This is a genomic window from Sphaerisporangium perillae, from assembly GCF_023276435.1.
In the GTDB taxonomy this organism is placed as follows: domain Bacteria; phylum Actinomycetota; class Actinomycetes; order Streptosporangiales; family Streptosporangiaceae; genus Sphaerisporangium; species Sphaerisporangium perillae.
Genome location: NZ_JALLPO010000009.1, coordinates 13608 through 38209, shown reverse-complemented (window position 1 = coordinate 38209; position 24602 = coordinate 13608). Strand labels below are relative to the sequence as shown.

Annotated in this window: 14 protein-coding genes and 1 pseudogene; 8 read left to right on the top strand and 7 right to left on the bottom strand. The window is 70.0% G+C overall.

What is annotated here, in order from left to right; translation table 11 throughout:
* The first annotated feature begins 3 nt into the window (after nt 1–3).
* From MYF83_RS10605 to MYF83_RS10590, 4 genes are all read left to right on the top strand, one after another.
* Nucleotides 4–807, top strand: coding sequence for a TrmH family RNA methyltransferase (locus MYF83_RS10605; RefSeq protein ID WP_248960074.1), 804 nt, complete (start codon nt 4–6; stop codon nt 805–807).
* 141 nt (nt 808–948) lie between these two features.
* Entirely contained in the window at nt 949–2031 is a 1083-nt protein-coding gene (locus MYF83_RS10600) for a sensor histidine kinase (RefSeq protein WP_248960073.1), read from the top strand.
* 293 nt (nt 2032–2324) lie between these two features.
* A complete protein-coding gene (gene pheS / locus MYF83_RS10595; protein ID WP_248960247.1) occupies nt 2325–3365 on the top strand; it encodes a phenylalanine--tRNA ligase subunit alpha in 1041 nt (346 codons plus the stop codon).
* Nucleotides 3365–5917, top strand: coding sequence for a phenylalanine--tRNA ligase subunit beta (locus tag MYF83_RS10590; RefSeq protein WP_248960072.1), 2553 nt, complete (start codon nt 3365–3367; stop codon nt 5915–5917). Before pheS ends, MYF83_RS10590 begins: the two co-directional genes overlap by 1 nt.
* Before the next feature lie 250 nt (nt 5918–6167).
* Here the strand turns inward: MYF83_RS10590 and MYF83_RS10585 are convergent, their stop codons facing one another.
* The 5 genes from MYF83_RS10585 to MYF83_RS10565 all read right to left on the bottom strand — a co-directional run bounded on the left by MYF83_RS10585 (nt 6168) and on the right by MYF83_RS10565 (nt 15361).
* Nucleotides 6168–9353 carry a penicillin acylase family protein gene (locus MYF83_RS10585; RefSeq protein ID WP_248960071.1) on the bottom strand — a complete coding sequence of 1062 codons (3186 nt, stop codon included), beginning with the start codon at nt 9351–9353 and terminating at the stop codon, nt 6168–6170.
* 167 nt (nt 9354–9520) lie between these two features.
* Complete coding sequence (locus MYF83_RS10580) at nt 9521–10924, bottom strand: hypothetical protein (RefSeq protein WP_248960070.1); 1404 nt, start codon at nt 10922–10924, stop codon at nt 9521–9523.
* 25 nt (nt 10925–10949) lie between these two features.
* Entirely contained in the window at nt 10950–12878 is a 1929-nt protein-coding gene (locus MYF83_RS10575; protein WP_248960069.1) for a hypothetical protein, read from the bottom strand.
* Nucleotides 12875–13900 carry a hypothetical protein gene (locus MYF83_RS10570; RefSeq protein ID WP_248960068.1) on the bottom strand — a complete coding sequence of 342 codons (1026 nt, stop codon included), beginning with the start codon at nt 13898–13900 and terminating at the stop codon, nt 12875–12877. Before MYF83_RS10570 ends, MYF83_RS10575 begins: the two co-directional genes overlap by 4 nt.
* 36 nt (nt 13901–13936) lie before the next feature.
* Nucleotides 13937–15361, bottom strand: coding sequence for a hypothetical protein (locus tag MYF83_RS10565; RefSeq protein WP_248960067.1), 1425 nt, complete (start codon nt 15359–15361; stop codon nt 13937–13939).
* 229 nt (nt 15362–15590) lie between these two features.
* On the opposite strand from MYF83_RS10565, the gene MYF83_RS10560 reads away from it, so the two are divergent.
* From MYF83_RS10560 to MYF83_RS10550, 3 genes are all read left to right on the top strand, one after another.
* Nucleotides 15591–16964, top strand: a complete 1374-nt coding sequence (locus MYF83_RS10560) for a DUF4407 domain-containing protein (protein WP_248960066.1) — start codon at nt 15591–15593, stop codon at nt 16962–16964.
* A gap of 6 nt (nt 16965–16970) precedes the next feature.
* Nucleotides 16971–18572: a protein kinase domain-containing protein gene (locus MYF83_RS10555; protein WP_248960065.1), complete on the top strand. Its 1602-nt coding sequence runs from the start codon at nt 16971–16973 to the stop codon at nt 18570–18572.
* Between the two features lie 732 nt (nt 18573–19304).
* Entirely contained in the window at nt 19305–19715 is a 411-nt protein-coding gene (locus MYF83_RS10550) for a RidA family protein (protein WP_214641625.1), read from the top strand.
* 56 nt (nt 19716–19771) lie between these two features.
* Here the strand turns inward: MYF83_RS10550 and MYF83_RS10545 are convergent.
* A pseudogene (locus MYF83_RS10545) lies at nt 19772–20645 on the bottom strand (IS5 family transposase).
* Nucleotides 20646–21271: 626 nt separating this feature from the next.
* Here MYF83_RS10545 and MYF83_RS10540 point away from each other — a divergent pair.
* Nucleotides 21272–21622 (top strand): hypothetical protein, encoded by a 351-nt coding sequence (locus MYF83_RS10540; protein WP_248960064.1) that lies wholly within the window; start codon nt 21272–21274, stop codon nt 21620–21622.
* Nucleotides 21623–21658: 36 nt separating this feature from the next.
* Here the strand turns inward: MYF83_RS10540 and MYF83_RS10535 are convergent, their stop codons facing one another.
* On the bottom strand, nt 21659–24538 hold the full coding sequence (locus MYF83_RS10535) for an AfsR/SARP family transcriptional regulator (protein WP_248960063.1): 2880 nt from the start codon (nt 24536–24538) through the stop codon (nt 21659–21661).
* Nucleotides 24539–24602 lie beyond the last annotated feature (64 nt).

Below are 24602 nucleotides of genomic sequence, written 5' to 3'. Positions count from 1 at the left end.
CACGTGGCCGGGTCCGAGCTGACCAACATCAAGTCTCCGCGGGTCAAGGCGGCCAAGCGCCTGACCAAGCGGGCTTTCAGGGACCGGGACCGCGCCTTCCTCGCCGAAGGCCCGCAGGCCGTGCGGGAGGCGCTGGCGCTGCCCGGCGTGGCCGTCGAGCTGTTCACCACCGCCGACGCCGAGATCCGGCACGCAGACATCGTGACCGCCGCCCGGCTGGCGGGGGTGCCGGTGTTCGGCGCCAGCGGCGAGGTCATGGCCGAGCTCGCCCAGACCGTCACCCCGCAGGGGCTGCTCGCGGTCTGCCGGTTCGTGCACGTCCCGCTGACCGAGGGCGTCACCGAGGGCGCGGGCCTGGTCGCCGTGCTCGCCCACGTGCGCGACCCCGGGAACGCCGGCACGGTCCTGCGGACCGCCGACGCGGCGGGCGCCGACGCGGTGGTGTTCACCGACGCCTCCGTGGACCCCTACAACGGCAAGTGCGTCAGGGCCAGCGCGGGAAGCCTGTTCCACCTGCCCGTCGTCACCTCGGCTCCGGTGGCCCAGGCCGTGCGCCACCTGAAGGAGAAGGGACTGCGCGTCCTGGCGGCGGACGGCGCGGGGAGCAAGACGCTCGACGACGTGGACCTGAAGGGCCCCACGGCGTGGATCTTCGGCAACGAGGCGTGGGGCCTGCCCGAGGAGATCCTCGCCCTGGCCGACGAGGTCGTCCGGGTGCCCATCTACGGGCGCGCCGAGAGCCTCAACCTGGCGACGGCGGCCGCGGTCTGCCTGTACGCCTCCGCGCGGGCTCAGCGCTCCGGATGACCCCGCGAGCCGCCGGCGGAATCCTTACCGGACAACAAGTCTGCTTCCGGACACGGTAGGCGGTCCCGCGCGGGCGCGGGGCTGCCGTCCGGCACGGGAAACCCGCTATTGTCGGCGCTGTAGGGGTCGAGGGAGGCGATAGTGCGCGGCGGACAAACCCATCAAAGGGGCGCCGATGCCGCATGTTCGATCGAGGTCGACGACCTACCCGACGGCGTCGTCGTGGCCGACGGCCGGGGGCGGGTGGTCGCCTTCAACCGTGCGGCCAGCCGCCTGACCGGGGTGGGGAGCGACGCCGCCCTCGGCAGATACCTTCCCGATGTCCTGCCCTTCCGCGACGACGACGGCCGCGACTGGTGGAAGTGGCTCGACGCCTACGGAGGGCTGCGCATCCGCAGCCGCCAGCCCGAGTGCTCCCTTTACCTGCCCGGCGGTCACGAGCTGCTGGTGGCGGCCCGGTTCGTGCGCACGCCCGCGCGGAGCGGCGACGTCGTCCGGGTCGTGGTCACCCTGCGTGACGCGGCGGCGCGCGCCCGCCTGGAGCGAAGCCGCGCCGACCTGGTCTCCACCGTCGCCCACGAGCTGCGCTCACCGCTGACCAGCGTCAAGGGGTTCACCGCCACCCTGCTGGCGAAGTGGGGCCGCTTCACCGACGACCAGAAGCGCGTGATGCTCGAGACGGTCAACGCCGACGCCGACCGGGTCACCCGGCTCATCACCGAGCTGCTCGACGTGTCCCGCATCGAGTCGGGCCGGCTGCAGGTCCACCGGCAGGTGGTCGACGTCCCCGCCCGGGCGCGTAAGATCATCGCGGGCCGGGTGGCGGCGGGCGAGCCGGAGGACCGCTTCCGGCTGGAGGTCCGTGGCGATCTGCCCGAGGTGTGGCTCGACCAGGACAAGATCGACCAGATTCTCGGCAACCTCCTGGAAAACGCGGTGCGTCACGGACGAGGTACGGTGACCATAGTGGTGGAGCCTGTCGAGTGGGGAGTTGCCGTGTCCGTGCGTGACCAGGGCGAGGGTGTCGCACCCGAGCTGGCCTCGCGCGTCTTCCGGCAGTTCTGGCGCGGCAACGGGCGTCGCCGCGGCGGCACGGGCCTCGGCCTATTCATCGTCAAGGGCCTCGTGGAGGCCCACGGTGGCACCATCACCGTGCAGCGGGCGCCCGGTGGCGGCGCCGAGTTCCGATTTACCATGCCCGCCGGCACCCCCGACTTCGCCTGAGGCGTCGGGACGGCCGGTGGGCAAGCACCACGCCGGCATTCGCCGGCCCGGCCGCGTCGTGACCGGCGCCCGGCCCCGCGAGGCCGGGGGCTCGCGGTCGCGGCGGAGATGGTGAGGGCCTCCCGCTCTTCCTGGATCGCGGGGATTGTCCACAGCCCTTCTCTCCCGGCCGGTCCGCCACTCTGGACGGACTAGACTCGTGCCCGCTCAAGCCCTGGATACGGAGCTCTCTCTTGTCGAACACCTATGATCCGGTCGAGGTGACGCCGTTGCACGCCGACGAGGTGGCGCGCATGGAGGCCGAAGCCGTAGCCGCCATCGACGCGGCCGCCGACCTCGACGAACTCAAGCAAGTGCGTCTGGCGCACGCCGGCGACCGGTCCCCGATCGCGCTCGCCAACCGCGAGATCGGCGCGCTGCCGCCTCAGGCCCGCGCCGAGGCGGGCAAGCGCATCGGCGGGGCGCGCAAGGCCATCGGCGAGGCGCTCGCCGCCCGGCAGGCCGTGCTGACGGCCGAGCGCGACGAGCGCGTCCTGGTCGAGGAGACCGTGGACGTCACCCTCCCCTGGGACCGCCGGCCGCGCGGTGCCAGGCACCCGCTCACGACCCTGCAAGAGCGCATCGCCGACGCCTTCGTCGCGATGGGCTACGAGGTCGCCGAGGGGCCTGAGCTGGAGGGCGAGTGGTTCAACTTCGACGCGCTCAACATCGCGCCCGACCACCCGGCCCGCTCCGAGCACGACACGTTCTTCGTCGGCTCCGTCGACTCCGGCATGGTGCTGCGCACCCAGACCTCCCCGGTCCAGATCCGCGCGCTGCTCTCGCGCGACCTGCCGGTGTACGTCATCTCGCCCGGCAAGGTGTTCCGCACTGACGAGCTCGACGCCACCCACACCCCGGTGTTCCACCAGGTCGAGGGCCTGGCGGTCGACGAGGGGCTGACGATGGCCCACCTGAAGGGCACGCTCGACCGGTTCGCCGAGGTCATGTTCGGCAAGGGCATCAGCACCCGCTTCCGGCCCAACTACTTCCCCTTCACCGAGCCGTCGGCCGAGATGGACCTGCGCTGCTTCGTGTGCCGGGGGGCCTCGGCCGTCCCCGGCAACCCGCCCTGCCGCACCTGCAAGTCCGAGGGCTGGATCGAGTGGGGCGGCTGCGGCATGGTCAACCCGCGCGTGCTGGTGGCCTGCGGGGTCGACCCCGAGCGCTACAGCGGGTTCGCCTTCGGCATGGGCGTCGAGCGGACGTTGATGTTCCGCAACAACGCCGAGGACATGCGAGACATGGTCGAGGGAGACGTGCGCTTCACGCTCCCGTTCGGTATGGAGGCCTGATGAAGTTCCCGCTCTCCTGGCTGCGGGAGTACGTCGACCTGCCCGCCGCCACCGCCCACGAGGTCGCCGAGAAGCTCACGGCGGCCGGGCTCAAGCTGGAGTCGATCGAGTCGGTCGGCGACGACATCAAGAACGTCGTCGTCGGCGAGGTGCTGTCCATCGAGGAGCTCGCCGGCTTCAAGAAGCCCATCCGCTACTGCTCGGTCGAGGTCGGCGAGGCCGCCCCGCGCTGGGTCATCTGCGGCGCCACCAACTTCGCGGTCGGCGACCGGGTGGCCGTGGCGCTGCCCGGAGCCGTGCTGCCCGGCGGGTTCGAGGTCGGGTCCCGCAAGACCTACGGCCACGTGTCCGACGGCATGATCTGCTCGGCACGCGAGCTGGGCATCGGGGAGGACCACAGCGGCATCCTCATCCTGCCCGCCGACACCCACCTCGGCGCGGACGTGGTCGAGCTGCTAGGCCTGCGTGACGACGTCATCGAGCTCGAGATCACCCCCGACCGCGGGTACGCCCTGTCGATCCGGGGCGTCGCGCGCGAGGTCGCCACCGCCTTCGGCGTGCCGTGGCGCGACCCGGCCGACATCGAGCCGCCATCGTTCACCGAGGAGTCCTACCCCGCCTCGATCGCCGACCCGACCGCCTGCGACCGGTTCGTGCTGCGCTCGGTGTCCGGGTTCGACCCCTCCGCCGAGACGCCCATGTGGATGCAGGTGCGCCTGGCCCGCGCCGGCATGCGGCCGGTCTCGCCGGCCGTCGACGTCACCAACTACCTGATGATCGAGCTGGGCCAGCCGCTGCACGCCTTCGACCGTTCCCGGCTGACCGGGCCCATCGTGGTGCGCAGGGCAGAGCCGGGCGAGACGCTGGAGACCCTCGACCACGTCGTGCGCAAGCTCCACCCCGAGGACATCCTGATCACCGACTCCTCCGGGGCGATCTCGATGGCCGGCACGATGGGCGGGCTCAACACCGAGATCGCGGACGACTCCACCGACCTGGTCATCGAGGCCGCCCACTTCTCGGCCACCGGCACGGCGCGCATGTCCCGCCGCCACAACCTGGTGAGCGAGGCCTCCCGCCGGTTCGAGCGCGGCGTCGACCGCGAGCTCCCGCTCTACGCCTCCTGGCGCGCGGTGCAGATGCTGGTCGCCTTCGGCGGCGGCACGGCCGACGCCGGGGTCACCCACGCCTTCGCCGACGTCGAGCCGCCGTCGATCGTCATCCGGGCCGACCACCCCGACCGGGTCGCGGGCGTCGCCTACGGTCGCGACGCGGTCGTGCACCGCCTGGAGCAGGTCGGCTGCACGGTGGTCGCCCAGGGTGCGGCGGGCGGGCAGGACGGCGCCGAGGCGCCTTCGGCGATCCCGGCCGACGTCCTCGAGGCCCCCGCCCGGCCCGACCCGGCCGAGCTGCTCGTCGTGACGCCGCCGTCGTGGCGTCCCGACCTGACCGACCCCAACGACCTGGCCGAGGAGGTCATCCGGCTCGAGGGCTACGAGCGGCTGCCCTCGGTGCTGCCCGCCGCTCCCGCGGGGGCCGGGCTGACCGAGGTCCAGCGGCTGCGCCGCCGCGTGGGCCGCGCGCTGGCCGCCGCCGGCTACGTCGAGACGCTCGCCTACCCGTTCATCAGCACGCGCGACCTGGACGACCTCCAGCTGCCCGCCGGCGACGCGCGGCGCAGGACCGTCCGGCTGGCGAACCCGCTGAGCGAGGACGAGCCGCTGATGCGCACCACGCTGCTGCCGGGGCTGCTGAAGACCCTGGTCCGCAACGTCGGGCGCGGGTTCGTCGACGTGGCGCTGTTCGAGTCCGGCCTGGTCTACCGGCCCGAGCCGGACGCCCCGGCCAAGGCGCCGGTGCTCGGGGTCGACCGCAGACCCTCGGAGCAGGAGCTGGCGACCATCGCGGCGGCGCTGCCCCGGCAGCCCCTGCGGGTGGGCGTCGTGCTCGCGGGCGAGTACGACCGCTCCGGCTGGTGGGGCGAGGGCCGCCCGGCGAGCTGGGCCGACGCCATCGAGGCAGCACGCGTGATCGCGCGCGAGGCCGGGGTCGAGATCACGATCCGCGCCGACCGGCACGAGCCCTGGCATCCGGGCCGGTGCGCCGCGCTGTACGCCGGGGAGACCCTGCTCGGTCACGCAGGCGAGCTGCACCCGCGTGTCGTCGAGGCCTACGGCCTGCCGGCGCGCACCTGCGCGATGGAGCTGGAGCTGACCGTCCTCGAGGCGGCCCTGCCCGGCCCGATCCAGGCCGAGCCGGTCTCGGCCTACCCCGTCGCCACGCAGGACGTCGCGCTGGTCGTCCCGGCCGAGGTCCCGGTGGCCGAGGTGGAGGCGGCGCTGCGCGAGGGGGCGGGTGCCCTGCTCGAGTCGGTGCGGCTGTTCGACGTCTACACCGGGTCGCAGGTGGGCGAGGGCAAGAAGTCCCTGGCGTACACCCTGCGCTTCCGGGCCGCCGACCGCACCCTGATCGTCGAGGAGACCACCGCCGCCCGCGACGCCGCCGTAGCCCTGGCCGCCGACCGCACAGGAGCCCGACTCCGCACCGCCTGACCCAACACCGCCTGACCCAACCCCAGGGGGGCCGCCTAGCCCGGTTCGGCCGGGGTGCCGTGTGAGCGGTGCCGCCGGGCGGCCGGGCGGTGAAATCGGACAGGGGGCTGCAGTGGAGTCGATCCACTGCAGCCCCTGTTCGCGTTGTGGCCCCGATCGGCTGGTGGGCCACCACCCGCATTGCGGCTGGTGGGGCGATCGCTTACCTCCGCCGGGTGGCCGCCCCTATCCCGCTCGGTGGGGCGCCCAGTCAGCGGGAGTAGGCCTCCATTTCGTAGAGGGAGTAGCCGTAGGAGGTTCCGCGGGTGACGCCCTGCATGCGGATGTAGCGGGCGGTGGCCGGGGCGAAGGTCACGTTGTCCACGCCGCCGTTTCCCGTGGTGGTGGAGTACACCGTGGTCCACGCGGAGCCGTCGGGCGAGATCTGGATCCGGTACGCCGCCCCGTAGGCCGCCTCCCAGCGCAGCACGACCCGGGCCACGGGCTTCGACGACCCGAGGTCGACCCGCAGCCACTGGTCGTCGCTGGAGGCGCTGGACCAGCGGCTGGTCGGGTCACCGTCGACGGCCTTGCTCGCCGGGTACAGCAGGAAGAGCTGCGAGCTGGAGGCGGTCGCGCTCCCTCCGGCCGCGAGGTTGGCGATCGGGTCGCCGCGGTGGGCGGGGAACGACACCACCTGCTGGTAGGTCGGCCGGTTCTGCCAGGAGATCAGCGACTGCTTGATCCCGCCGAGCGGCGAGTGGCGGATGGCGTCCGCGCACCACTGGTCGCCCGCCGCGCAGGCGTCGTCGGCCGGGTAGGTCGTGGTGGCGGGTTCGGCGAGCGCCGCCGACAGGCTGTCCAGCAGGACCGTGCGGCAACCGGCCACCGTGCCGTTGCCGCAGTACTTCGCGGGCAGCGGCCCCGCGACCGGGTCGCCGAGCACCGACCGGACGTCCTTGCTCACATACCCCCACCAGCCGTACTGGAAGGACGAGCCCTTGTGCGTCTGGGCCTCGTTGGCCGAGGTGGGCACGCTGGAGAGGTCGCCTTGCTGATGGCCGGAGGGCGACTCGTTGATCTGCAGGGCGTTGACCAGCGACTGGTACAGGCCGTCGCCCAGGCCGGGCTTGAACTCCGCCTGGACGAGCCTCGGCCACCAGGCGTCGAACGCGCGGATGGCGTCCGCGTGCGCGTAGGTCTTGCTGCCGGGCGAGGTCTCGAGCCTTCTGGCGCCGCCCGTGGCCCACGCCGACAGCTTGGCGACCGCCGAGCCCAGGGCGGGATCGGTCACGGCCGAGCTGTTGATCACCCGCAGCAGGTGCGGCAGCACCTCCTTGCCGCGCAGGTCGGTGGTCGCGGCCTCGGCCATGATCTTGACGGTGCCCGCGCGGTCCAGCTTGCCCGTCCCGGCCAGCGCCGCCTTCACCGGAGCGTCGAGGAGGTCCACGCGGTGGACCGGCCCGAAGCTGAAGTTGCCGTCCGCCGCTCCGAAGTCCTTGGCCTGCTTGTTGTTCCAGCTGACCAGGTAGTCCTGGTTCGCGGTCTGCGGGTGGGCGGCGGGCGCCAGGTAGGTCGCGGTGTTGGTGGCGGGGTCGAAGCCGCTCCACTCGTGCGCCTGGTCGGCCGTCATCGGCAGGTTGGGATCCGCGGCCGCCGGCCTCACCGGGACGTCGCCCGACATGAAGTACGCGGCGTCCGCGGAGTTGACGTAGAACCAGTTGAACGCGAAGCCGATCTCGGAGGCCGCGGCGGCGAAGGAGGCGGCGTCCCCCATCTGTGCGGGCTCGTTGAACATCTGGAACCCGACGGCCGAGTCGGCCTCGTGCTGGTAGGTCGAGCGCAGGTCGGCGAACGCCGTGGGCTGGCCGCCGACGGTGCCCCGCCAGCTCACCAGCCCGTACTTGGTCCGGTGGATCACCAGGTCGTAGGAGCCGGCGGAGGTCGTGTCGGCGACGTTGGGCTTCCAGGAGTTGGTCTTCTTCAGCGTCTCCATCGCCGTGCAGGTGCCGTGGTAGAGGTAGTGGTTCGACGCGGTGGTCACCGTGCCGCCCGAGGGCTCGCAGAGCCGCAGCGCGTAGGTGTCGGTGATGTCCTCGCCGGCGGAGGTCGCGCTCCAGGCGTAGTCGGTGCCCCGGCCGAGCAGCACGTACAGGTTGAGCCCGGAGAACGCCACACCGCGCGCCCGGATGCCGGGACCGGAGAGCTCCTCGAGCATGAGGAGCTGCGGGGTGAAGTAGCCGGTCTGCGGGCCGAACACCGCGATCGGATGCCCGGAGGCCGACTCGGCGGCCGAGACCACGACGGCGTTGGACATGCCGGGCTTGGAGTTGTCGACGGTCAGCCCGTCCAGGACGCCTTTGGCCGCAGAGGCCGAGCTGGTGGCCGATCCCTGCTCGTTCTGGGTGATGTCCACCGGAGCCGTCGTGCCGGGGTCGGGCAGGGCGACCCCGGTGGCGCCGGGCGCGCCGCCGAACGGGAAGCTCTGGCCGTTGTGCAGGGTGAGGGTGGCCTCCGGGTCGTTCTGCGCCCGGAACGCCGCCCAGACCTGGTCGCCGGCGGCCGTCCCGTACTTGGCACGGGCCGCGACCCGGACCAGTGCGGACTGCATCTCGGCTCCGCCGCCTCCGCCGAACAGGCCGCCGATCACCCCTGAGACCGCGATCAGATCGGTCATGGTGAAGTCCTGGGGCCCGCCCGCGTTCGTGATCGCGTCCAGATGTCCCGTCAGGACGTACTCGCCGGGACAGTCGCGGTTCGCCATGCAGTGGTCGATATACGCGTTGATGCCGCTCACGTAGTTCTGCACGTCGGCGTAGAGCTGGGCGCCCCGGGTGCCGGAGTCCCTCACCCTGTCGATCTGCGCCTGCAGGTCGGCCTCGGTGTAGGGGGAGTTGCGCCAGACGCTCTGCTCCAGGGCCCGGTTGCCCGGCGCGCCTCCCGCGAAGGGTGTCAGCTCGCCGCGCCCGACGTGCCGCATGAGGTCCATCAGCCACAGGCGATCCTGCGCCCCCGCGTACCCGGCGCCGTACATGGTGCCCTCGCGGGTCGTCCCGGTGATGTGCGGGACGCCGGTGGCCTTGTCGCGGACGATGGTCACGTCCGAGCGGGGGCTCGTCGTGCTCTCCACCTGCCCGGCCGGCACGCCGAAGGAGCCGTCGTTGAAGAACGCGGCGATCTGGTCGTCGGTCAGGCCGGTGTAGCCGGAGATGAGGTTCGCGTACTTGCCGAGCTGGTCGTCGCTGTGCCGCGGCATCGTGCCGAGCGACTGGTTGGCGAGGATCTCCACCAGGGTGGCGTTGCCGTTCTCGCCGGGCGGCAACACGTCGGCGCACTGGCCGAGACAGTAGTCGTCGTTGGTGTAGGTGGCCGCTGATGCCGGCACGACGGGGGATGCCAGCGCGAGGATCGCGAGCGCGGAGGCCGCCGTGATCGTCCGCCGGAGACGTGCGTGCATGTTGAGAACCCCCAAAACATGAGGCGTACTCGAATGTTGGGAGGACCATACGCTCGCGCCAACACCGGATCAATGGCCGATGCGATAATCCCGCGTGCCAGATCGTGACCCGGCGTCATAGCGGAAGTCAGGGGTCGCCTTCGACCGGCGGCGGGGGTGATGCCGCGTCACATGCTCCAGTGCCGGCGATCGAGGATGAAGCGACGATGAGAGTCGAACCGGTCGGCCCGGACCTGGTCGAGGGTGTCGCGGGTGAGGCCCGCCTGGCCGAGAAGGTCCATGAAGACGCTCTCCACCAGCGCGACGCGGGCGTCCGGCGTGCACATCATCGTCAACGCGGTGAGCAGCGACACCGAGGGCGGGCCGGACTCCGAAAGAAAGTCCTTCTCCAACGCGGGGCGATCGAGCATCGGGCCATAGGCGGCGGTCAGAAGGGCGTGGAACCGGCGGACCTGGCCATCCGGATCGGCGGGATGGAGTTGGTGGATCGCCGTCACGAGCCGTCCGCGCCGCCGAAGTGCCTCACTGATCGCCGCGCGATTGGCCGGATCGTCCCCCCGCTTCGCGAGCTCCGAACACATCGTGCGCACGGCCTCCGGATCCATGGGCTTGCGTACCGCAACCTTGATCAGTTCCTTGGAGCTGAGCGATGTCAGCGTCGAGGCCGGCTCCTCCACATCCTCGGCGGGCTGGGTCGCAGCCATCTGGCTCGCGGTGGCCGCGGACGGCGGGCGAGCCGCCGGTGCCGCGCCGGCCAGGCCGGGGATATGGGAGAGGTCCGCCGTCCTCATGGACTGTGGCTCGGTCTCCCGCGCGAAGCGTCTGACGAGTCCGGTGAGATCGCGGCAGTTCACCAGGGTCTCGTGATAATGCTGGGCGATATCCGGATATTTACTGATCGGCGCAGTTTCGCCCCATGAGATGGAATGGGCCCCTTGCGGGGCATGCCTGGCGAACGACAGCCTGATCCGATGCCGTGACGCGCTGTCGGTCCAGGTCGAGGCGGTCAGCCTGCTTCTGAACCCGTACGGGAGCAGCGACGCCACCGCGTCGAGGAACCGCAGCCGGTTGAGCAGCGGCACCGCCTCCGCGTTCACGACGCAGACCGGAGCCCCCGTGAGCAGCAGCGCCGCCGCGCTCCTGGCGGTGCCGTCGACAGCCGCCGCGACCGGCTCGGCGTCCAGCGACGGCACCTCGACGGTGAGCGGGCCGTCGAACGGAAGCGTGCGCCCGTCGAGCGCGTGATAGAGCGCCTCGTAGGACACCGGCCCACCGGCGAGCTGAGCGTAGGGCACGCAGAAGTACCGGATGACGGCGATGTCCCGCCCGAGACCGTCCCTCTTGCCCGACCACGACTGGACGGCCAGGCCGATGTGCGCGCTCGCACCGCCGCCGACCCAGCTCATCGTCACCTGCGGCAGGTTCACTGGGGCTCCCGTCGCGTACCGGGCGATGATCTCGCCGTAGTCGTCACGGCTGAACCGCCCCTGGCTGAAAGCCAGGATCTCGTCGCCGTCCCGGGTACCCGGGCGCCTGCCCCACACCGCCCATTCGGCGGTCACTCGTACCATCAACAGATCCTCACCAGGAGAACCGCTACCCGTGGGGTGCTTGCAGGAGAATGACGATCACGACGACGGCCACGACCACCCCGGCCGCGAGGAGGGTGAGCAGAACCCAGCCTGCCGGCGGGATCAGCCGATCGGGTGGCGAGGCCCTGCGGTGGCCGCGGGCGGACCGCTCGTGCCGCCTGTCCCCGCGGAGGAGCAGCCGATGGCCACGCCTAGGCTCGGGCTCGGGCGCGACCTCGGGAGCCGGGTCGGACAACCGCTCCAGCATGTAGTACCTGGTCTCGCGGTCCAGCTGAGCCCGGCTCTGGACGGCGTTCACCAGCGCCCGCTCGGCGCCCTTTCCGTACAAGGCGGCCATGGCGGTGATCAGCGTCGCGTATCGCAAGTCGAGGACACCGGAGACGATCTCGTTGACCGCCTTCTGGTCCAGACCCCGCCCGTACGCCGCGACCAGCAGTTGCCGCAGAGAGTGGAAATGGGCTTCAGGGTCCCGCGCGTGCAGCGCCGCGGACGCGGACGCGAGATAGGCGTGCCTGCCCAGCGCCGGGGCCAACTCCCCATCCTCCCCGCCGCCGTCGCCGCCTCGCTCGACGAGCTGCTCGTGCACGAGACCTATGAGCGCCGGGTCGAAGGGTTCCCGCGCGGCGGCCTCGACCAGGTCCGGGGTCTGCATCGACTCCAGCACCTGGGCCTGCCCGACACCGCCGAGGAGCATCGCCAGCCGTACCGAGACGGCGGGCTCGGCGGCCGGCATGCGCCGCATCGCCTCAATCAGCGGCAGGCTCCACTGCCCGGCCGCCTCCTGGACCCTCTCCATGGCCTCGACGGTGAGCACCCGGCCATAGGCGAGGACCAGCGTCATGCCATAGAAGGCGTCCACCACGTCGGCAGGCAGGGCCCGCCCCTTCGCCAGCAGCCGTCCTTCGACGATCTCCCGGTAGCGTTCCCGCTCGTCTTCGGTGGCCTCATGGGTGCGGCCGTTGTACCGGAGTCGTTCGACGATCTCGCCGACCTCATCGAGCCGCCCCTTTTCGAGCAGGTCGGCGCACTGGTGCAGGTCGTCCTCGATGGCGTAGCCCCTGTGCGAGGACGGGACACTGTGGACCAGCGTGTGCGTGGAGTCGTCCAGCAGCGCCAGAGCCCGTTTCGGAGCCTCTTTGAACGACACCGGCTCTGTCTGCCGGGCGAGCCTCCTGACGAGTTCGCCAGGGGAACGCCTGGTCAGCAGGTCGAAGTAATGGCGAGTGATGTCGGTCCAGCGGTGGGAATCGCTCTCGGGGGTCCCCCAGGTGACCGAGCGCGCTCCCTCCAGGGGATGCTTGGCGAACGAGAGCTTGATCCGGTGTTTGGTCGAGCTGTCGGTCCAGGTGGAGGCCGTGAGCCTCGTCCGCAGGCCGTAGGGGAGAAGCGCCGCCACGGTGTCCAGGTACCGCAGCCGATCGGGCAGCGGCAGGAACTCGCCCCCGACGACGCAGACCGGTTCGTCGGCGAGCAGCAGCGCCGCCGCTCCCATGGCCGTCTCGTCGACCCTGCCGGCGATGTCACGGGGTTCGAGCACCGGGATGTTCAGCGTGAGCGGGGCGTCCACCGGCAGCGCGCACTCGCTGAAGGCACGGTACAGCCCCTCGTAGGACACCGGCCCGCCGGCGATCTGGGCATAGGGGACGCAGTAGTAGGTGGTGACGGCGATCGGCCTGCCCAGTCCGTCCAGCTGACCGGACCAGCTCTGGATGGCCAATCCGACGTGCGCGACGTCACCGCGGCCGTTGACCCAGCTGATCGTCACCTGTGGCAGGTCCGCCAAGGTCCCCGGCGCCCACTTGATCATGATTTCGCGGAAGTCGTCGTGGCTGAACTGCCCCTCGCTGCAGTGCAGGATCTCGTAGTCGTCCCACGTGCCGGGGCGCTTTCCCCACACCGCCCACTCGGCCGTGACCCTCATCTCACGGCTCACCCTCCGGCCTCCCCGCGTCGCCGGTCGGAGGACATCCGCTGTCCGAGCCAGAGCATCGGCTCCATCACGTTGATCGGGTGCGCCTGGCCGCGGATCCGGAACTTGCCGGCAGGTGCGATACCGGTACTCCGGGAATCGCCCGGGGACGTGGGGGCCTCTGGAACCAGGTTCTGAGGGTCGTCGGGATCGTAGACCCCCTTCGCCGGGTCCAGATAGAAACCGATCGAGGAGGTCACGAAGAACTTGATCCGCTCCGGCCGGAAGAACTGCTTGAGAGCGGGCACGACCATCCTCGCGTTGCCGGTGGCGGACACGCTGCAAAGCTGCTGGAACAGCTCCTCCGCGAAGTCGTCGTCGATCCGGGGAAAGCCGTGCGGATCGTCGGGGTCCGGCGCGAGTAGTCCCAGCTTCTCCGCCGTCTCCAGAATTCTGAGCTCGTCGAACTTGGTGACGCACACCGCGAGATGGTGGGGCAGCATGTCGTCGCCGAACCGGTTTTTCGCGAGCATTCGCCCGGCGAGATCGGTCAGCACGCCATGCAGGTAATTGAACGCGTCGCCGTCCTTGAATTCACGGATCGGATCGAACAGGTAGACGATTCCTCTGCTGCGTTCGAGATTGCTGAGCAGCTCCTCCCGGTCGGTTCCGGAACCGGTGCGTTTGGCACGGTAGAAGCCGCCCGGCGCGTCCAGCACGTCGAGGCCGATCCGGTGATCGGGGGACGGCTTTCGCCCGAACCCCCAGCCTCTGCCTTTCTTCTCGGGCTGTCTGCTCAGAAACCACCGGTAGTGGCCGAGAGTCAGGGTCGCCTCGGGAAAACGTTGATGCTGGGACAGTACGCTGGTCATCTCGATCAGGAAGTCGCGGGAGGGGCCGTCGGCGCCGATGACCTTCCATGGACCCTCTTTGAGGATGAGCGCGATGTTCAGGGCGGCGAGAAACGTGGTCTTGCCGCTGCCCGGGGCGCCCCAGATCGCGATGTTGTGATCGGAGTGCGCCGGTTGTCCATGCTCAAGGGGCATGTATGACCTCATTCGAACTGTTTCGTCGATGCCTGGTCACGGCACCGCGAGGAAGGGGAGAGGGAATCGCTGCACCTGCGGCGGAGTGAGGCCCAGGTCGGCGCTGAGTCCGTGAACGTCCACGGCGTCCAGGTGGGCCAGCGCTTCCCGCCCGAGCCGGGACCAGATGGGGTGCGCACGCTCGGGGGGCTGGTCGCAGATCGCCCCGAACACCAGGGCGGGGTGACGTTCGAGCCGGAGCACATGCTGTTCCCAGTCGATCCTGTGCGGACAGGGCAGGATTTCCGACGGGTGCGCGCGTGGCGGGTGCGGTGGCCGGTCCCCGACCGTGAGCAGTACCGTCCGGACATGGCTGCCGGAGTCGAGCCTGCGCGTCACCTCGGCCAGCATGTCCTCGACCTGCGCCGCGTAGGCGTACCCCCGCGCCGTGGCTCCGCCCGCGGGCATGCGGAGATCATGACGCTCCTCAAGGCGCCGCAGGGAGTCCTGAGCCTGCTCAGGAGAGACCTGCCAGCACGCCACGTGGACCGGTTCGTCGGGGATTCTCCGTTCGAACGAGTGCGTGCCATAGGCGATCAGCGACACCCGGAGCCCGATGAACAGGTCGTCGGCCATCGCCGTGACGAGCTGGCCGACGCGGCTGAGCCGTTCGGCCACCTGGCTCCTGGGGCCGCCGACCTCGACAGCGCAGATCAGGTGCGCCGGATCCGCCGGGCGATCCAGCCGGGGCGGCACCGAGGCGACCAGCTCGTCCCAGGTGCGGTCGCACCTGACGAGTCCCGGCGGTTCGTGGAACAGGACCCGTCCCGGCCGCTCCAGCTCCGCGACGATCCGGTGCCGCCCGGGCGGGAGACTCGCCGCGTGAACCGACAGCAGGCGAGGCCGGGGGCCCTGCCAGGCCGCGACCGCGAACATGGTGCCGTGCTCGTCGCCCGGCTCGCAGTCCACGGCGAACTCGGCGAGCTCTCCACGACGCGCTTCGATCCGGAACATCGGATGGCCGGCGAACCGGATCCCGCCCGTCACCGGATGCCGCTGCAGCACGACCAGGTCGTACGACTGCCACAGCGGCTCGTCGGCGATGACCTGGCGGAGTAGCTCGGCAACCCTCACGCCCGACTCGGCGAAGGTGAGCACCCCCGGGCGTGCGGCCCGTAGCGACTCCATCGCCTGATCGACCGGCGGGCTGTCCGGAGACGGGCACACCAGGATGACCATGGCTTCGCCGGACAGGGCCGAGGTCATGGCGACCGCCCGCTCGGCCGAGGACGTGACGGAGTCCTTCCAGGGCATCACCGGCCCGACCCGGCCGCGTGGCGTACCGGTCTCGTCGCGGCGTACGTCGAAGGCGGTGATGCCCTCCGCGGCGATCTCGAACACGATGAGGCGCTTGGAACCGGTGAGCTCTGCGATCCCCCCGGTGAGGGCCTTGCGGAGGAGGTCCTCACCTGACTCTGTCAAATACGGCTCCGGCTGAGCGTAGGGAACAAACCGACTATTACTCCCCATAACGCCACGTTTGTCCCCTCGACCTGGAGTCCAGATGCGCTGTAATGCGTGGTCACTCGCACGGCGCGTTGCGGTATGACCATATCCAGATACATGTACAGGTTAATCCAGTCACCTGGTGATGATGCTGGTGCGGACGAAATAGGATGTCCCAGACGCGGCGCCATTGCGGGGAGAATAGATGAGAAGGTTGCTAATCGTCCTGTCCGGTGCTCGACCGGAGATCCTCGAACGCTGCCCTACCGACCGAGGCAAGTTCGAAGGCATCGGCGGAGCGGTCCTCACCACCAGCGTGCTGGCCACCATCTCAATGGCATTCGCCCTGTACAGCGCCCTCGGCGTCAGCGTCCTCATCGCCGTACCCGCCAGCCTCGTGTGGGGATTGGCCATCCTGAGCCTCGACCGATGGCTGGTCAGCTCCATCCAGCCCGACGGGCCGCGCCAATGGCGGCTGGCCGTGCCCCGGATTCTCATGGCCGTGCTGCTCGGCGTGGTCATCTCCACGCCCTTGGTCCTCCAGATCTTCAAGTCCGAGATCGACGCCCAGATCGTCGAGATCAAGCAGGAGCGAGCCAACGCGTTCACCGACCAGCAGGCGCGGGGAACCGTCGGCAAGGAGGTCGCGCGGCTCCGCCAGGCCGTGGCCGAGCAGGAGAAGGTCGTCGCCTCGGGCGGCGAGGTGCCCCAGGACCCGGCGAAGGATCCGAAGATCAAAGCCCTGATCGCCGAACGTGACGCCCAGCAGGCCCAGGCCAAGAAGCACTACGACGAATGGCAGTGCCAGCTCTACGGCGGGCGGGACTGCCCCCGCAAGGGGGACGGCGTGCTGGCGCGAGCCAGTGAGAGCTCCTACAAGAAGGCGAAAGGTCTGGTCGACAAGCTCAACCGGCAGATCGACGACCGCAAGAAGCAGCTCACCGCCACCGACGAGAGCGCGAAGGGCCTCCGGCTCGCGGCGGCCAAGGCAGAACTGCCCAAGGTCCAGGCACAGCTCGACGCGGCGGTGAGGCAGCAGAGCGACCTGCAGGCGTCGTTCAACGCGGAGAACCAGACACTGAACGGGCTGCTGATCAGGCTGCGGGCTCTCAACGAGGTCTCCGGCAAGGACTTCACCCTCAACGTGGCCCGCGCGCTGCTGTTCCTGCTGTTCCTGCTGATCGAGTGCCTGCCGGTGGCGGTCAAGCTGATGCAGAAGCCCGGCAACTACGAGAAGGTGCTCGCCCTCGTGGCGCGCAACGAGCTCCTGCAGGCCCGCGAGACCCTGAACCTGGGAGCCCGGCTGGGTGCGCAGGGAGGATCTTCGGCGATACGCGATATCTGGACCAGGCAGCCCACCCCGGATCAGGAGCCCCCGCTTACCGCGACCACCCCGCTCGACCCTCGTACGGAGGCCGGGCCGCCCCTGTCCGAGCCGATCACTCTGGAACACGAGCACGGCACCCTGGAGGACGAGGCGCTCCGGGAGATGCCGGACACGCGCGTCGCCACCCTCGCGGAGGCGCACAGCTCCGAGCGTTCCCGCGGATTCGAGCTGTTCCCAGAAGACGATCACTGAGCCCCGATGATGTCCGGATCGGGGGCCCGCCTGGTCAATAGCCGTTACCGGCTCATGCTGCGGCTGGGCAGGGGAGGCATGGGCAACGTCTGGCTGGCCGCCGACGAGAGACTCGGGCGCCACGTCGCGCTCAAGGAGCTCGTGATGGCCGAGAACGGCGAGCCCCTGTCGGTGCGCCGGGAGCGGGCCCTGCGCGAGGCGCGGGCCGCGGCAGGCATCGAGCACCCCTGCGTCGTCGACATCTACGACGTGTTCGAGGAGAGAGGCCGCCCCTGGATCGTCATGGCCTACATCAAGGGCCGCTCGCTTCGTGATCTCATCGAGGACCGTACGCTCGGCGAGCGGGAGCTGGCCGAGATCGGCATCCGGGTGCTCGGCGCGCTGGACGCCACGCACAGCGCGGGCGTGCTGCACCGTGACGTGAAGCCCGCCAACATCGTGATCGGGGAGGCCGGCAAGGTGTTCCTGGTGGACTTCGGCATCGCCCGCATCGGCGGCGAGAGCACCCTCACCGCTCAGAACGGCTTCATCGGCACCCTCGAGTTCATGGCGCCCGAGCGGATCGAAGGACGCCCCCTGAAACCGTCCTCCGACCTGTGGTCTCTCGGTGTCACCTTCTTCTACGCCCTCGAGGGGTACTCGCCCTTCCGCCGTGACGACCTCCTCGCGACCATGCGAGCCGTCACCGACCACTCTCCTCCTGAGGCGGCCCGCCCGGGGCCGCTGGCCGACGCGATCGTACGGCTGCTTCACAAGGACCCGGACCAGCGGATGAACGCGCGCGAGCTCACGCTCACCCTGCGGTCGATCATCGACGGCACCCCTGCCGGACCCGAGCCGCGCGTGCCGGTGAAGCCCGCGCCCTCGAAGCCCACCCCGCCGAAGCCGTACAGGCCCACCCCGCCGGAGTCGCACAAGCCCATGGCGCCGGAGTCGCCGAGGCCCGTCCCGCCGAAGTCGCCCAGGCCCGTGGCGCCGGAGTCGCCGAACCTCACGGGACTCGACCCTGAGAAGGCGGCGAGGCTGGTCAGCGGCATGTCCGCCGGATCCGCAGCCCGGTCCTTTGCCTCGCTGTCCCCAGAGGCCGCTCGGGAGGTGCTGACCAGGGTCGAGTCACGGGTCGCGGGAGCGGTCCTGTTGGCGATGCCTCGAAGCAAGGCGGCGTCCATTCTGACGGTGATCCCCGCCAAGGCCACCGGCGGGCTGCTGGGCAGGATGGCCGCCAGCCCGCAGGAGACCGCCTCGGTGCTCCAGATGCTGAAAGCGGCCCAGGCCGGCAGGGCCGTCGACTACATGGATCTCGACGAGGCCGCCGCGCTCCTGACCGCCATGCGGCCCGGCGAGGCCGCGAGGATTCTCGCGCACACCCACGCCCGGACCGCGGCCGGCATCATCGGCGTCCTCGCCACAGGCCCCGCCGCCGCTCCACTGGTCGAGGCCATGGCGGCCCGTTCGGTGACGCAGGCGTGCGGCGTCCTTTGCTACGTATCTCCCGCCACCGTCTCCGCGCTGCTGAAGTCACTGCCGGGCAGCCACGCCGACCAACTGCTCAACGGCCTCGACGCCACGACCCGCGCACAGGTGCTCCGCCATCTCGGCCGATCCTGACCACGGCGCCGTCAATGGCCGAAGTGAGAGCCCGCACGCCGCGTGCGGGCGGCTCACAGGGAGTCGGCGAGGTACCTCGCATGGGCTCACGCTCACTCCCGAACTGTCAATTCGGTGTGCAGCGGCTCCTTGGGGTACCTATTCAGGCGGTAGGTGAGAGTTGTCCCCCAGGAATGACATCGACCCTCACGAGTCCCCACGTGCCCTTTCGCCTTCGAGCTGCGCCGGCACCGAAAGTTCGTGATGTGCAAGCGCGATGCCAAGATCGTGACGGAGAGAAGCGTCCGGGTACTGTTCGTGCTCATCGGGAACAAGGGTGGACGAGGTTGAGCAGAGGGCCGTTCTCGTCGCTCACCGCCCTGGGCGGCTCGTTCCGGTCCTGGTGGTTCTCCTCGTAGCGCGCCCACAGGCAGGTCACCGCGTCGATCGGCGCGATTTCTCGGTCCTAGAGCCTGTATCGAAGTCGATCAGAGCTGATCGCGGCAAGAGGATCGTGGCTTCGTAGCGCACGGCGATCAAGAAGGGGTTGAGAAACGAAGTCCTGGACCGCCGATCGCCCTCGAACGGCGATCGGCCACCCTGTGGCGATCGCCATGCCGCATCTGGGCGGCGGAGTGACTGCGGGCGGTCCGCGAGGTCCAGGCGGCTTGGCCTACGAAAATAGGAGGCGGCAGTCACATGCCCATGCCAGCATGGTCGCTTTGTACCCGATGTGAAAGGACCTGAGTGGCCATGCCTAGTGCCATCACTTTGATCCGCTCCGCTTCTCTGTCCGACGTCGCTCAGTACGCTTATGCAGCCACGGCGCCTGCCGAGTCACGACTCATCTTCCTCGCCGGAGCGTGTCCCCTGAACGAGGACGGCTCGACGGCAGCGATTGGGGACTACGCAGGTCAAGCAGCGAAAGCCATCGAGAACATGCAGACGGCCCTCACTGCCGCTGGCGCATCATTGCAGGACGTCATCAGCACAAGGGTTCTCGTCGCGTCCACCCGGCAGGAGGATCTGGGGGCTGCCTGGAAGATAGTCCGGGAGTCGTTCGGTGAACATGACGTACCGAGCACGTTGATGGGAGTCACCGTGCTTGGTTACGACGACCAGCTCGTTGAGATCGAAGCCGTCGCCGCCGTACTTGACTCCTGAGCGTAAGCGTCCAACCTGGCGCAAGCGGACACGGTTAGAGTCTGTATAGAAGCCGGTTAGAGCCATTCGTTGATTGCGGCGATGAGGACCGTGGCTTCGTAGCGCACGGCCAGCTTGTCGAAGCGGGTCGCGACCGCACGATGGCGTTTGAGCCGGTTGATGCCGCACTCCACAGCATGGCGCTGCTTGTAGACCTCGGGGTCGAAGGTCGGTGGCCGGCCGCCCATCGACCCCTTCTTACGACGGCTGACGTCCTGATCGGCCTTGCTGGGAATCGTCGCTTTGATGCCCCGCCGCCGCAAGTAGGCACGGTTGGCCCTGGAGGTATAGGCCTTATCAGCCAGCACCCGATCCGGACGGGTACGGGGACGCCCGCCACCCAGACGCGGTACGCGGATGCTGTCGATGACCGCGGTGAACTGCGGGCTATCCCCACGCTGACCGGCGGTCAGTACGATCGACAGCGGCTTCTGCCCCTGGTCACACGCCAGATGCAACTTGGTGGTCCATCCTCCGCGGGACCGCCCCAACCCATGATCAGCCGGCTCTACCCAATTCCCACCGGGCGGCTCAGCTTGAAGATCCCCTTTTTCCGTGCGCCCGCGGCGTGCTGGTGAGCTCGGACGATGCTGGAATCCACGCTGACGTCCCAGGTGATGCGCCCGGCCGCGTCCGCCAGCGCCTGCAGCGCGATCAAGATCCGCGACCAGGTGCCATCGCGCTGTAATCGCCGGAACAGCGCATACACCGCCGACCAGGATCCGTAGCAGGGGGGCACATCCCGCCAGGGCGCACCGGTACCCGCCAGCGGATCCCATGGATCAGCTGCCGCTTGCTGGACAACGACGGCCGGCCTGATCGCTTCGGCACCGGCAGCAACGGCTCCAGTACCGCCCATTGTGCGTCAGTCAGGTCGAACCGCCGCGTCACCGCTGAGGTGGCCACGAGGTCTCCGGTGTTCGGTTCGTTTGGTCGACGAACCACCTATCGGAGACCGCGCTCGTTGTCGATTGACGACACGCTTCGAACCATCAGGCCAACGCCCACTCCATAGCGGACTTCGATACAGGCTCTAGGGCACGTCCAGGAGGTCGCGATTCGTTTGCAGGACGAGGTCCCAATCACCGAGTAGGTGAGGCCCCCTCGATGGCGGCAGCTTCGATGGCAATCGTGACGTTGTTGCCTACCATCGGATCGACACGGCAGTGCAGCCCTAACTCGACGATTCGGCCATCGCGGGGGTGCCACTGCTGCTGGCCTATCGTGCGACCGAGAATCCGATCGAGAGCGTCAATGGTGGGTTTCCATAGGTTCGGCCAGCTACGCCGAGGCCCGACACAGAAGCAAAGCTGTAACGCGATCGGGCCGTCCGGAAGTTCGGTGGCGTCGACAAGCTGCTCCTGGATTTGCTGCTTGTAGGCGGCTGACTGGCTTGATGCGCTTGTGCGAACCACGGATGAGTAACTGGCGGTCGTCAGCCTCGCAGCGGGCGTAGCCCGTGTGATGGAGGTCAGCGACGTCTCGGCATGTCGCTTGCTGCACCATACAGAGACGAAATGCCGACCGCTTCGCTTAGTGAGCCGACTCGCGAGCGGGAAGACGTAATTATCGAGATCGTGCTGTTCAAGAATCGGGATGGTTGGCCGAAGGCCAACATCCAGGCAAAGGGTCAGCGGGTCAGCCAGCTGTTCAAGCCGCGGTTCCAGCAGGTCATATGCGTCCGCCAGAAATTCTTCCAGCCTGACCTGGTCTGGATGGCCGGAGGCCATCCAGCTGGCATCGCCGAGCAAGCCATCCGCTTGATCAAGACGAAGACCAAGGTCAGCGGCTTCCGCACGCTCAAAGGCGCCCAGACCTTCGTGGCCATCCTCGGCAACCCCCTGGATGCCCGCCACAGCGTGACCTGAACTGTCACCACGCAGCTGGTGCCCGGGGCCGGGCGGTCAGCGGAGCTTGAGCAGGCCGACCAGGAAGGTGGTCAGTTCCGACAGGGCCAGTTCGCGTCCCTGGGCCGTCAGGCGTTCGTACCTGTCCTGGGGGAGGGCTTCGCGTACGGCGGCGGCTTCGCGGGGGCCGTCCAGCGGGTCCATCAACTCGGGGGAGAAGCCCACCCTGCGGCCAACGGCCTCCACCCCGCCCATCAGTACGGCCGCGGGCTCCGCCTCTCCATTCAGCGCGAGGGCATGGGCGGCGGTGTGGAGCAGGACGAGCCGGGAGGTGACGTCGTCGTGGCGTTCGAGCGCGTCAAGGATGCCGGCGGCGATGTCCAGCGCACGCCCACCCTCGCCGCGATCGCAGGCGGTCTTCATCGCGGCCCACGCCGAGGAGCCGGCGGCCCAGTCATGGCCGCACGACTCGGCGGTCGCGACCGCTTCGGCCAAGACGGTGGCGGCGGCCGGAAGATCTCCCAGGACCCGGGCGAGCATGCCTTGCACCATGAGTGCTTCGGCCAGCAGCCAGTCCTCTCCGGCACGCCGGGCGAGTTCCACGCCGCTGCGGGCGAGTGCCGGGGCGTCGAGTGGTATTCCGGCGAGCACGCCGAAGTGCGTCTGGTAGACCCGTGCGGACGCCTGGACGATCAGGTCACCCGCCTCCCTGGCCTCGCCCTCGGCCAGCACGACGGCCTCGTACGCCTGCGCCGGCCTCCCGGCCAGGTAGCTCAGCCCGCTGACGGCGAGCCGGGCCCGTCCCCGGACCCCTGGCTCGGCGTCCGGCGCCGCGGCGAAGGCTCTGGACATCCAGGACAGTCCTTCGGCGATGTGGCCCATGCGATACCAGAACCAGTACAGCGAGCCGCCGAGCCGCAGCGCGTAGTCGCCATCCCCGGCGGCCAGCGCGGAGGCGAAGGCCGCACGGAACTCGGGCTGCTCCCGGGTCAGCCGGCCCAGCAGCTCGGCCGCCTGCGGGCCGCGCAACCTGCGATCGGCGCTCTCTGCCCGGGCCAGCACCCAAGCCCGGTGGCGTCGCTGGGTCTGCGCGAGGTCGTCCTGCTCGAGTTCCCGCAGCGCGTACTGACGCAGCGTCTCCAGCAGCCGGTAGCGGCGCGGCGCGGTGCCGGGCTCGACGCTGACCAGCGACTTGCGTACCAGGGCCGACAGGGGAGGCAGAACGGGAGCCTGGCCCCCGACCGCGTCCGCGGCGTCCAGGTCGAATCCGGCGGCGAATACGCTCAGCCGATGAAAGAGCCGCCGTTCCTCGGGCTCGAGAAGCCGGTGGCTCCAGGCGACGGTGGCCTCCAGCGCACGATGCCGGTCAGGCAGGTCGAGCGGGCCGTCGATCAGCACATCGAAGCGGTTCTCCAAGGCGTCGGCGATCTGGCCGATCGAAAGCATCCGGCATTGCGCGGCGGCCAGTTCGATGGCGAGCGGAATGCCGTCGAGGCCGGCGCACAGCCCGGGGATCCGGTCCAGATCGCCCGGGTCAGGGGACCATGCGGGCAGCACCGCGGCGGCCCGTTTCCGGAAGAGTTCGGTGCCGTCCCCGGCCGGATCGAGCGGCAGGACCTCGTAGACCGCCTCGCCCTCCACGCCCAGCGCTTCACGGCTGGTGGCCAGTACCCGCAGCCCCCCGCAGCGGCTGAGCAGCACGCCGGTGAGGGCGGAGACCGCCTCCAGCAGGTGCTCGCAGTTGTCGAGCACCAGCAGCAGCCGCCGCCCGGCGAGCACGGCCGCCAGGTCCTCGCCGGAGGCCGCCCCCGGGATGCCCACGAGGGCCGCGATGGTGGCAGGCAGCAGTTCGGCCGAGGTCAAGGCGGCCAGCTCTACCAGCCAGGGCCCGTCGGCGTCGTCGGTACGGCCTCTGGCCGTCTCCATCGCGAGGCGAGTCTTGCCCACCCCGCCCGGGCCGGTGAGCGTGACAAGCCGGTGCTCGGCGAGCAGCCCGCCGACAGCGGCGATGTCCGCCGTACGCCCGACGAAGCTCGACAGCGCGAACGGCAGGTTGCCGGCGGGCGCGGCCGCTGCCGGGAGGCCGGCCGGTGCGGTGGAAGCGGTGCGGGGGGTGGCGGAGGCGGTCGTGCCGGTGACGCGGGTGCGGGCGGGCGGCGGGTCGAGCCGCGGATCCTGGGCGAGCACCGCCGACTCCAGGTCGCGCAGCGCGGGGCCGGGGTCGATGCCGAGCTCGTCGGCGAGCCGTTCCCGTACGCCGCGCAGCGTCGCCAAGGCGTCCGACTGCCGCCCGGACCGGTAGAGCGCCAGGGTGAGCAGTTCCCAGCCGCGTTCCCGCAGCGGGTGCTCGGCCACCAGGGCTTCCAGCTCGCCTACCGCGGTGGCATAACGGCCCAGGTCGATGGCAGCGGCCAGCCGGTCCTCGTGCGCGGTGGCACGCAGGTCCGAAAGCCGTGCCGCCTCGGAGAAGGCGAAACCCGCCCCGTCGAAGTCGACGTAGGCGGGACCACGCCACAGCGCCAGCGCCTCGGTGAGGAGCTCCTCGGCGGGCCCGGGGCTGCCGGAGTCCAGGGCGCGCCGCCCGGCCACGGCCAGGTCGGCGAAGCGCTCGGCGTCGATCGCGGCCGGATCGGCCCGCAGCGCGTACCCCGGCCCCTCACGGACCAGGAGTCCGGCGGGGGCGCGCGCCGCCCGCTCCGGCTCCAGCGCCCTGCGCAGCTGCGAGATGTGCACATGGAGGGACGTCGGGGACGGGGGCGGGGACCCCTCCCACACATCGGACATGATCCGCTCGGCGGACACCATCCTGCCCTGGGCGATCAGCAAGACGGCCAGTATCGCCCGCTGCCGCGGACCGCCCAGACCGACCGGCCGTCCGTCAAGCTCGGCCCGGAGCGGACCGAGCACCCCGAACCGCACAGCGTCGACCCGGCCCATCGGCCCCCTCGCACAATTCTGAAGATCTCATGCGAGGGTAACCGAAGAGCCGCCTCCCAAAAAG